4 protein-coding genes and 2 pseudogenes are annotated in these 8,426 nt (G+C 64.9%); 5 read left to right on the top strand and 1 reads right to left on the bottom strand.

All coding sequences use genetic code 11. From position 1 onward, the window contains the following. The 4 genes and pseudogenes from VNS22_RS17815 to VNS22_RS28615 form a co-directional block, all read left to right on the top strand. Nucleotides 1-310 (top strand): transposase (locus VNS22_RS17815; protein WP_325734761.1); only part of this gene is annotated, 310 nt, incomplete at its 5' end. Between the two features lie 91 nt (nucleotides 311-401). Continuing rightward, entirely contained in the window at nucleotides 402-1,721 is a 1,320-nt protein-coding gene (locus tag VNS22_RS17810) for an IS701 family transposase (protein WP_349261829.1), read from the top strand. A gap of 45 nt (nucleotides 1,722-1,766) precedes the next feature. Next, the gene (locus VNS22_RS17805; RefSeq protein WP_325734759.1) at nucleotides 1,767-1,922 is read left to right on the top strand and encodes a hypothetical protein; all 156 of its coding nucleotides are present in this window, start codon (nucleotides 1,767-1,769) and stop codon (nucleotides 1,920-1,922) included. A 15-nt stretch (nucleotides 1,923-1,937) separates the two neighbouring features. Next, a pseudogene (locus tag VNS22_RS28615) lies at nucleotides 1,938-2,680 on the top strand (ABC transporter substrate-binding protein). A 158-nt stretch (nucleotides 2,681-2,838) separates the two neighbouring features. Here VNS22_RS28615 and VNS22_RS28395 read toward each other — a convergent pair. After that, a pseudogene (locus tag VNS22_RS28395) lies at nucleotides 2,839-3,028 on the bottom strand (hypothetical protein); the annotation flags it as partial. 391 nt (nucleotides 3,029-3,419) lie between these two features. Here VNS22_RS28395 and VNS22_RS17785 point away from each other — a divergent pair. Then, a partial coding sequence (locus VNS22_RS17785) for a DUF7379 domain-containing protein (RefSeq protein ID WP_325734753.1) occupies nucleotides 3,420-8,426 on the top strand: 5,007 nt, incomplete at its 3' end.

Genomic DNA, 8,426 nt, shown 5'->3' with positions numbered 1-8,426 from the left:
CGAACTGGTATGGGCCGATGCCGCCTATGCTGGCGCGTTTGCGTCCCAACTGGAGGCGGAACGAGGATGGCGCCTTGAGGTGCCGCGCCACCCGGACCGCCAGCTCTGGCGCTGCGGGTTCAAGGAAAAGCCCAAGAACATCTTCCAGGTCTTGCCGAGAAGATGGGTGGTAGAGAGAACCTTTGCCTGGCTCGGCCAGTCACGACGGCTCTGCAGGGACTATGAGTGGCTACCTCAGACGAGTGAGACCATGATCTATGCCGCTATGAGCCGGATCATGCTGAGAAGGCTCTCAAGATCCACAGCTTGAGCATTTGAGGACCGTTTCTAGCACTACCTTGGCAGAACCTGCCGCTGTCTGAACCGTTGTCATGTCCTGACGGTTTGTCGGGACGGAAGCGATGGCGCAGGTGGACTGGCGGGAGGATCTGGAGGACTGGCTCGCGCCGTTCTTGGCGGCCATGGGGCACAGGAAGCGGCGGCTGTGGGCGCCGGTCTACCTGCAGGGGCTGATCGGTCCAGGAGAGCGCAAAAGCCTGCAGCCGACGGCGGCCCGGCTGGGTCTTCGCGGCCATGACCAGCTCCATCACTTTGTGACGAGCACGACCTGGCACGATGCGGCGTTGCGGCGGGTCCTGGTGGAGAAGGCGGATGGCCTGGTCGGTGGACCTGATGCCGTGCTGGTGGTCGACGACACCGCCCTGCCCAAGCAGGGAAAGCGTTCGGTGGGTGTGGTGCGCCAGTACTGCGGGTGCCTGGGCAAGCGTGCCAACTGCCAGGTGCTGGTGTCCCTCACGCTTGCCAATAGTGAGGTTCCAGTACCGGTGGGCCTGCGTCTGTTCCTGCCGGAGGCCTGGGTGGCCGATGCCGATCGCTGCGCCGAGGCCGGCATACCGCCAGAGCACCGGCAAGCCCTGCCGAAGACCGACATCGCCCTGATGGAGATCGACCGGCTTTGGGCAGCCGGTGCCCGCTTTGGCCGTGTGGTTGCCGATGCCGGCTATGGCGTCAGTGCTGCCTTCCGCTCTGGCCTGAGCCGGCGCGGCCTCATCTGGGCCGTCGGCATTCCAAAGGTGCAGAACGTCTACGCGACGACGGTCGAACTGCACTGGCCCAAGGCGAGTACCGGCCGGCCGCGCAAGCACCCGGTGCCGAGCGAGGCCCCAGTCCCGGCGGGGCAGGCGCTGGTCGATGCCCTCTGGCGTCGCATCTCCTGGCGCCGAGGGACCAAGAAGCTGCTTGCCGCCGAGTTCGCCGCCGTGCGCGTGCGCCCGGCTGAGGGCGAGCAGCTCCGGCAAGGCGGACACCTGCCCGGCGAGGAGGTCTGGCTGGTGGGCGAGCACCGCAGCTCTGGCGAGCGCAAGTACCACCTGTCCAACCTGCCAGAACACGCGAGCCTCCAGGAACTGGCGGCCGCCATCAAGGCGAGATGGATCTGCGAGCAGGCCCACCAGCAGATGAAGGAGGAACTCGGCCTCGACCATTTCGAGGGCCGCTCCTGGACCGGCCTGCATCGCCATGCGCTGATGACCATGATCGCCCTTTGCTTCCTCCAGCACCTCCGGCTTCAGGAGCGGGGGGAAAAGCGAAGCCAGACCACCAGGACCACCACCACAGCCGACCCTGCCAGCCGTGCGACGTCGGCTGGTCGAACTGTTCCACCGCACATGGATCCGCTGCCCACACTGCGGCACCAACCTCACCAGCTGCCTACCTGCTAAAGTGCCAAGGTAGTGCTAGAACCTGCAAGGTGAGGGAGAACGTCGATGACGAGCGGCAAGAGCTACCTGATGCTGGGTACCGCCATTCTATTGTCCAGTCTCGCCATGGCCGCTTCGGGTGAGGCTGCCGAGAAGACGGTGGCCCTCGTGCTGGGCGTGAAGGGCAGTCCCTTCTACCAAGCCTTGTCGTGCGGCGCGTAGGCCAAGGCCAAGGAGCTGGGCCTCGATCTCACCGTCTCCGCCCCCGATCAGTTCGCCGCCGACCTGCAGGTTCCGGTCGTGAACGCCGTCACCGCCACCGGTCCGGCCGTGGCCGCGATCGTGCCCACCGACATGCAGGCCCTGATCGCGCCGATGAAGGAGCTGAGCGAGCGCGGCACCAAGGTCATCACGGTCGACCAGACGATTGGCGACAGCTCGTTCGTCCAGACACAGATCCTGACCGACAACGAGGCCGGCGGGAAGCTGGCGGCCGATGCGATGAACGAGCTGCTGGGGGCAAGGGCAAGGTGCTGGTCATCACCCAGCCTCCCGGGTCCGCTGCTCAGGACGCGCGCACCGCAGGCTTCGAGGCAGAATTGAAGGAAAAGTTCACCGGCCTTGAGTATCTGGGTCCCCAGTACCAGAGCGACGATCCGCAGAAAGCCGCGGAGATCGTCACCTCGACGCTCTCGGCCCATCCGGACTTGGCCGGCATCTTCGCTACCAACGACCAGGGTGCGATTGGTGCCATTACCGGGCTGCGTCAGGCGGGCGCCGCCAGCAACGTCAAGGTCGTGGCCTATGACGCTGCCACGGCCGAAGTGAACGCCTTCAAGAACGGCACGATCCATGCATTGATCGCCCAGAACCTGAAGCAAGAAGGCGAAATTGCCATGGAAGCGGCCGCCAAGCTCATCGAGGGGGGTTACGCTCGAAAATACGACGCTCACAGAACTCGTCATGATCAAGGCTGGTGATACGGCTGCTGCCGAGAAGTACGAGTATAAGGGTGACTGCGAATAAGATCAGGAGATCAGGCTCGGGGGTAGCTTCCCGAAAACGTGCGATGCCGATCAAGTGACAAGCCATCCCGTCTGGTCAAGAGGCTAGACGGGATGGCTCAGACAAGAGACATCTAGATCGCAAATTCTCTGGTAGATAGATTATGACCCATGCCGCCGGTGATCAGCCGATGCGTATAACTGCCACTGGATTTGCCGCGTAGGATTCGGGAGCCGGATGTGGTGCCCCGTTCCGTCACCTTCCAGGGTGATGGTGGGCACAACGATCACGGACATATCAGCAAGCTGCCGTTCCAGAGCGTCCTATTGCGGTTACCCTGGATCTGGCTCGGTTCATGGAACACCATCAATGATGATCTACTCAAGCTCGTCCGATCATCCGAACGTCCCGCGCAGAACATCATTGCAGACGGCATGATCATTGACGTCTCAGGCCGTTGATGTAGCATCGGTTCATAAAAGGGCCCTCAGCACCACATGTCAGGGAGGGGCTCGCTATGAGAACGAAGATCTCGCGACGCTGCGGCTACTACTGCTATCGGCCCATGATCGGCAGCTGGATCTGCCATATCAGCTGATCCATCGGCAGTGCAGCAATCGATGACGTATGCTCTCATTGCGTAGCGGCACGAGCAAATCATTCCGTGCCATTACCTCTCCATTTTTCAGCCAATGATATAGTGAGTACTGCCCGATGACCCTGGTCCGTGTCCCCGGCCAAGAAGAGCTTCTCCCGCCTGGTGAGCCGGTACGCGGACGCACCGGCGAGCCCCTCGATAGGTTCGGCCTTTCCGCTACCGTACATCAGTCGGTGCGGGTCGAAGTCACCCGTGGCAGCGGCGACAAGGCCGAAGTGACGGCAGCCGAGGACGACGTCGTCGAGCTGGTCATGGACGGTGGCGCTCGCCTGTATGTGCGCGGCGACGAGGTCATCCCCCAGCTGCGAGGCGCAGCCAGCCGCTCCATCACGCGGTCCGATGCCGTCGAGCTGACGCCGACCCTGCCCCTGCCCACCCGCGATCGGGGTATCCTCGGGGACTGGGTGATCAAGGGGCTCCGGGTCCTGGACGTGGACCTGAGTGGCCGGAGTGCTTCGACCATCGCGAACGCAGTCGAGGACAAGCTTGTTGGGAAGCCCGGTCTGTATCGATGGCAGCTGGACAAGAGCCTGACGGCCGTCGACGGCGCCCTGCCCAATGATCCCAAGCCCTGGCTCGTCTTCCTGCATGGTACCGCCTCCAACACATCCGGTGGCTTCGGAGGGCTCGCCGCCAACGCCGTGCTATGGCGTCGACTGCACGAAACTTATCCTGATCGGATCCTGGCCCTCGAGCATCGCACCCTCACCGAGAGCCCGATCGAGAACGCGCTGCAACTAGTCGAGCAGTTGCCGGCCAATGCGATCCTGCATGTTGTCAGCCACAGCCGTGGTGGGCTGGTCGGTGAGCTGCTGGCCCGTGGTCAGCGGACTGAGGACGGGAAGACGGCAGAAGCCTTCGACAGGGATGACTTGGCCCTTCTGGGTGGTGTCGACCGGACGAAGCAGGCAGAATTCCTTGCCCGGCTGCGTGACGCCTTGGCCCAGAAGCAACCGAAGGTGGCTCGCTTCGTCCGGGTGGCCTGCCCTGCACGGGGCACCACGCTGGCGTCTGCCAGGCTGGATCGCTGGCTGAACGTGACGCTGAACGTGCTAGGGTTCGCCATCGACGCCGGTGCGCCGTTTTTGGGCCTGACCTATGACGGCCTTCAGGCTTTCCTGCTCGCAGTGATCAAGGAGCGCACAGATCCCGCCACGCTGCCGGGCCTGGAGGCGATGATCCCGGGCTCGCCTTTGATGAAGCTCCTGAACCGTCCGGACGTCACCAGTGCTGCGGATCTCAGCGTTATCGAGGGTGACTGTGAGGCGTCCGGCGTCCTCCAGCGGCTCAAGCTCTGGTTCACCGATGCCTATTACGGCGAAGACCACGACCTAGTGGTCAACACCAGCTCGATGAGTGGCGGGATCATCCGGACGAGCGCACGCCGGTTCCTCGATCGTGGCAGCTCGGTCGACCATTTCCGCTACTTCAGCAACCCGCTCACCGCCGAGCGGACGATGGCCGGCCTATTGCGGTCGGAGACCGATCCGGCTGGCTATAGTGATCTGGTAGCAGCCTCTGCCGTGCCGATGCCGGTCCTGCGCAACCGTGGTCCGTCCGATCGGCGGCCGATCGTCTACGTCCTGCCGGGGATCACCGGCAGCCACCTTGCTGCTGGCAACGACCGGATCTGGATCGACCCATTCCGGCTGGCTCTGGGCGGGCTCGCTCGTCTGAGGATCGGCGAGCAAGGGATTACCGCCGAGGGGCCGGTCGGACTCTATTACGGCGAGCTCTGCAGGTACCTCGATGCGACCCATGAGGTTCGGCCATGGGCCTATGACTGGCGCCTACCCATCCGGCACTTGGGGAACCAGTTCGCGGAGGTCCTGCGTAAGGCCTTCCGCGAGACCGACCGGCCGATCCGCATCGTCGCCCACTCGATGGGCGGCCTCGTCACCCGGTCGGCCTTTCTCGATTCCGAGGTTTGGCGGCAGTTCCGGGAGCGCAAGGACTGCCGACTCGTACAGCTCGGCACACCCAACGGCGGATCCTACAGCATCCCCTTCATGCTGATGGGCCGCAACAGCCTGATGGGCGTCCTGGCGGCAGCCGACCTCAAGCTGAGCCGGAGCGAGCAGCACGCGATCCTGACGGCCTGGCCAGGGGCGGTGCAGATGCTGCCGCATGCTGGTAAGCTGGACTTCTACGATCGGACGGTCTGGGAGCAACTCGCCTCGGCCGATCCGGGTGATCTAGCTTTCCAGGGTCCCTCGCTCGAGGACTTGGCCGTCGCCAAGGCGTTTCGCGACATTTATGCTACCGCACCGCTGGATGGCGAGCGCATGTTCTACATCGCGGGACAAGCACCCACCATCGACGGGATCCTGGTCGATCCGAGCCGCCCGTCCGGACAGCGGATCCTGTTCACCCGCACCAACGAGGGTGACGGTCAAGTCCTGTGGCGGACCGGGATCCCAAACGGCATCCGTACTTGGTACACCCCGGCAGCCCATGGCGATCTAGCCCGGCACGAGCCGGCGTTCGCGGCGATCTCTGACCTGCTGGAGACCGGCACGACGGTTCGGCTTCCGACCGATCCGCGGACGCTGACTCGAGGGCGTGGCGAACCATCACCAATCGTACGCGAGGAGCCGCCGATCCAGCCGCGCGCCGAGGATGTGGTCGCCGCGGCGTTGGGCGGGGCGGCCGGCACGGTCGTGGAGCGCACGGTGGTGCCCAAGATCACCATCCGGGTCGTCCACGGCAACCTCGCGCTCGCCCGCTACCCGGTAATGGTCGGGCACTATCCCGGCGACAGCCTGAACGGAGCCGAGGCCGTCCTCAATCGTGCCCTAGACGGTCGCCTGCAAGAGCGCCGCCGGATGGGCCTCTACCCTGGCGACATCGCCACGAGTACGGTCGTCCTGGACCCAGACAAGCGCCCTAAGGGCGCCGTCGTGGTCGGACTTGGCGAGCCGGGCAGCCTTGCCATGGGTACGCTGCAGCACACGCTGCGCCAGGGGCTGCTGGCCTATGCCGCTGCCGAAGCCGATCGCCGGCGGTCCAACAAGGACACCACCAGCACCTCCGCCTCACTCAGCACAGTCCTCATCGGCGCCGGTGACGGTGGTCTCGGTCGAGGGGCTTGCGCGCTGGCCCTGCTACGTGCCGCCGCACGTGCTCAGTCCGTGCTGACTCTTCCCCCCGAGGAACCTTCCGACCAGCCGCCGCTGCTGTTGGGGGAGATCGAGATCCTGGAGCTCTTCGAGTACAGGGCCTTGGAGATCTGGCACGTCGTGGACGCCGCGCTCAAGCAGTATACCGAACTCAACAAGCACTTCACCCTGCACCCCGAAGTGGTGCGACAGGGTGGTGCCAGGCGCCGGTTGATCGGCGGCGAGGACGACGACTGGTGGCTGCCGGTGCAGATTACCATGGAGCCTCCTGCTCCTGGCCTAGACAAGGTCCTGCGCTACACCGTGGCCGGTGGTCTTGCGCGCGCCGAATCCCAGCTGGTTGGTACCAACCTCGACGTGGTCCGTTCCCTGCTCCGTCGCAGCATCGAGAGCGGGCAGACTTATGGCGGGAGCGTCAGTCCGGCCCGTGCCCTATTCGAGCTACTCTGGCCAGTCCGGCTCAAGGAGTTCAGCGAGGATGACCGCAACCTGCGCCTGATCCTGGACGAGGATAGCGCGCGGTTCCCCTGGGAGCTGATGGACGACCGGCGCCCCTGGACCTCGGACGGACGCCTGCCAGACAGCGGCAATCGAGAACCGGCGGCTGTGCGCTCAGGAGTGGTCCGTCAGCTGGTACAGACCCGCTTTCGCGAATACGTCGCCACCTCCCGTGGTAGCCGCAAGGCGCTAGTCATTGGCGATCCCCGTGGGCGGCCGGAGAGCGGCTTCGCTGAGCTGCCGGGTGCCCGGCGGGAAGCGGAAGCCGTGGCCGACCTGCTTGCCCGCACGCATGACGTGACGCCCCTGATCGGTGACGACGTCCTGCCCGAGCACGTCGTCATGCACCTGTTCGCCGAGGCATGGGAGGTTATCCACATCGCCGCGCATGGTGTGGTGCGCGAGCCAATCGCGCAGAAGGACGGGGCCAAGCCTGAGCTCACCGGCGTGGTTCTGGGCGGCGGCGTGGTCCTGGGTCCTTCAATCCTGGCCCAGCTTTCCGTGAGCCCCGAGCTGTTCTTCCTAAATTGCTGTCACCTGGGCCATGTCGATCCGGACGCGGAGAAGGAAGCGCGGGTCCTGTCGGCACGAGGCCAGCGACCTGAGCTGGCGGCGAGTGTCGCCGTGGAGCTCATCAAGAACGGGGTGCGTGGCGTTGTCGCTGCCGGCTGGGCGGTCGACGACGACGCGGCCGAGCAGTTCGCCATCACGTTCTATCAGCGCATGCTCGAGGGGGACGAGTTCGGCTCGGCCACTCAGAAAGCTCGACACAAGGCTTATGAGGTGAGCCCAACCGGAACGACCTGGGGCGCCTACCAGTGCTACGGCGAGCCGGACATGCGGCTGCCCGGCATGGCGCAGACGGCACGCGAGGAGACGTCCAAGAGCTATGCGGGTGTCGCCGAGGTTATCGCGCTCGCCGAGCAGATCACCGAGGACATCAACGTTGGCCTGGAGCGCGACGAGGCTCTCTTACGTCGGCGCCTCGTCGAGTTGGAAGACGAGGCACGGCGCCGCTCCTGGTTCGGCAACGCTGAATTGCGGGTGGCGTTCGCGGAGGCCCGGGCGGAACTTGGGGACCTCGCCCAGGCGATCCAGCACTATGAGGAAGCCAGCAAGGGCAGCGATACCAAGTTTAAGGTTAAGGCGATCGAGCAGCTGGCCAACTTGGCGGCCCGCAGTGCCACGCGGGTCTACCGATCGGCCGGCCCGGTCAAGCCGGACGTAAGCCAGACCGTGAGGGTGATCGAGCGGGCGCGGGCGAGGGTCGAGGGTCTGGAACAGGTGCTAGGCCCCACCGCCGAGCGCGCCATTCTTCGCGGCGGTTCGTGGAAACGGCTGGCGCAGGTGCAGACCGGAGATGCCCGGCAGCAGGCACTGCTCGAGATGGAGAAGGCCTACGAGGAAGCGGTTTGCCTCTCGCCAGGTAACGCGAAGGACTATCCC

Origin of the sequence: Geminicoccus sp. (genome assembly GCF_035556675.1) — a bacterium.
Lineage (GTDB): Bacteria > Pseudomonadota > Alphaproteobacteria > Geminicoccales > Geminicoccaceae > Geminicoccus.
The sequence above is the reverse complement of the archived record's forward strand: the minus strand, read 5'-3'. Positions and strand labels throughout refer to the sequence as shown.

Coding starts and splice junctions, on each gene's coding strand:
- VNS22_RS17810 (WP_349261829.1), top strand. CDS start 402: ATGGCGCAGGTGGACTGGCGGGAGGATCTGGAGGACTGGCTCGCGCCG.
- VNS22_RS17805 (WP_325734759.1), top strand. CDS start 1,767: ATGACGAGCGGCAAGAGCTACCTGATGCTGGGTACCGCCATTCTATTG.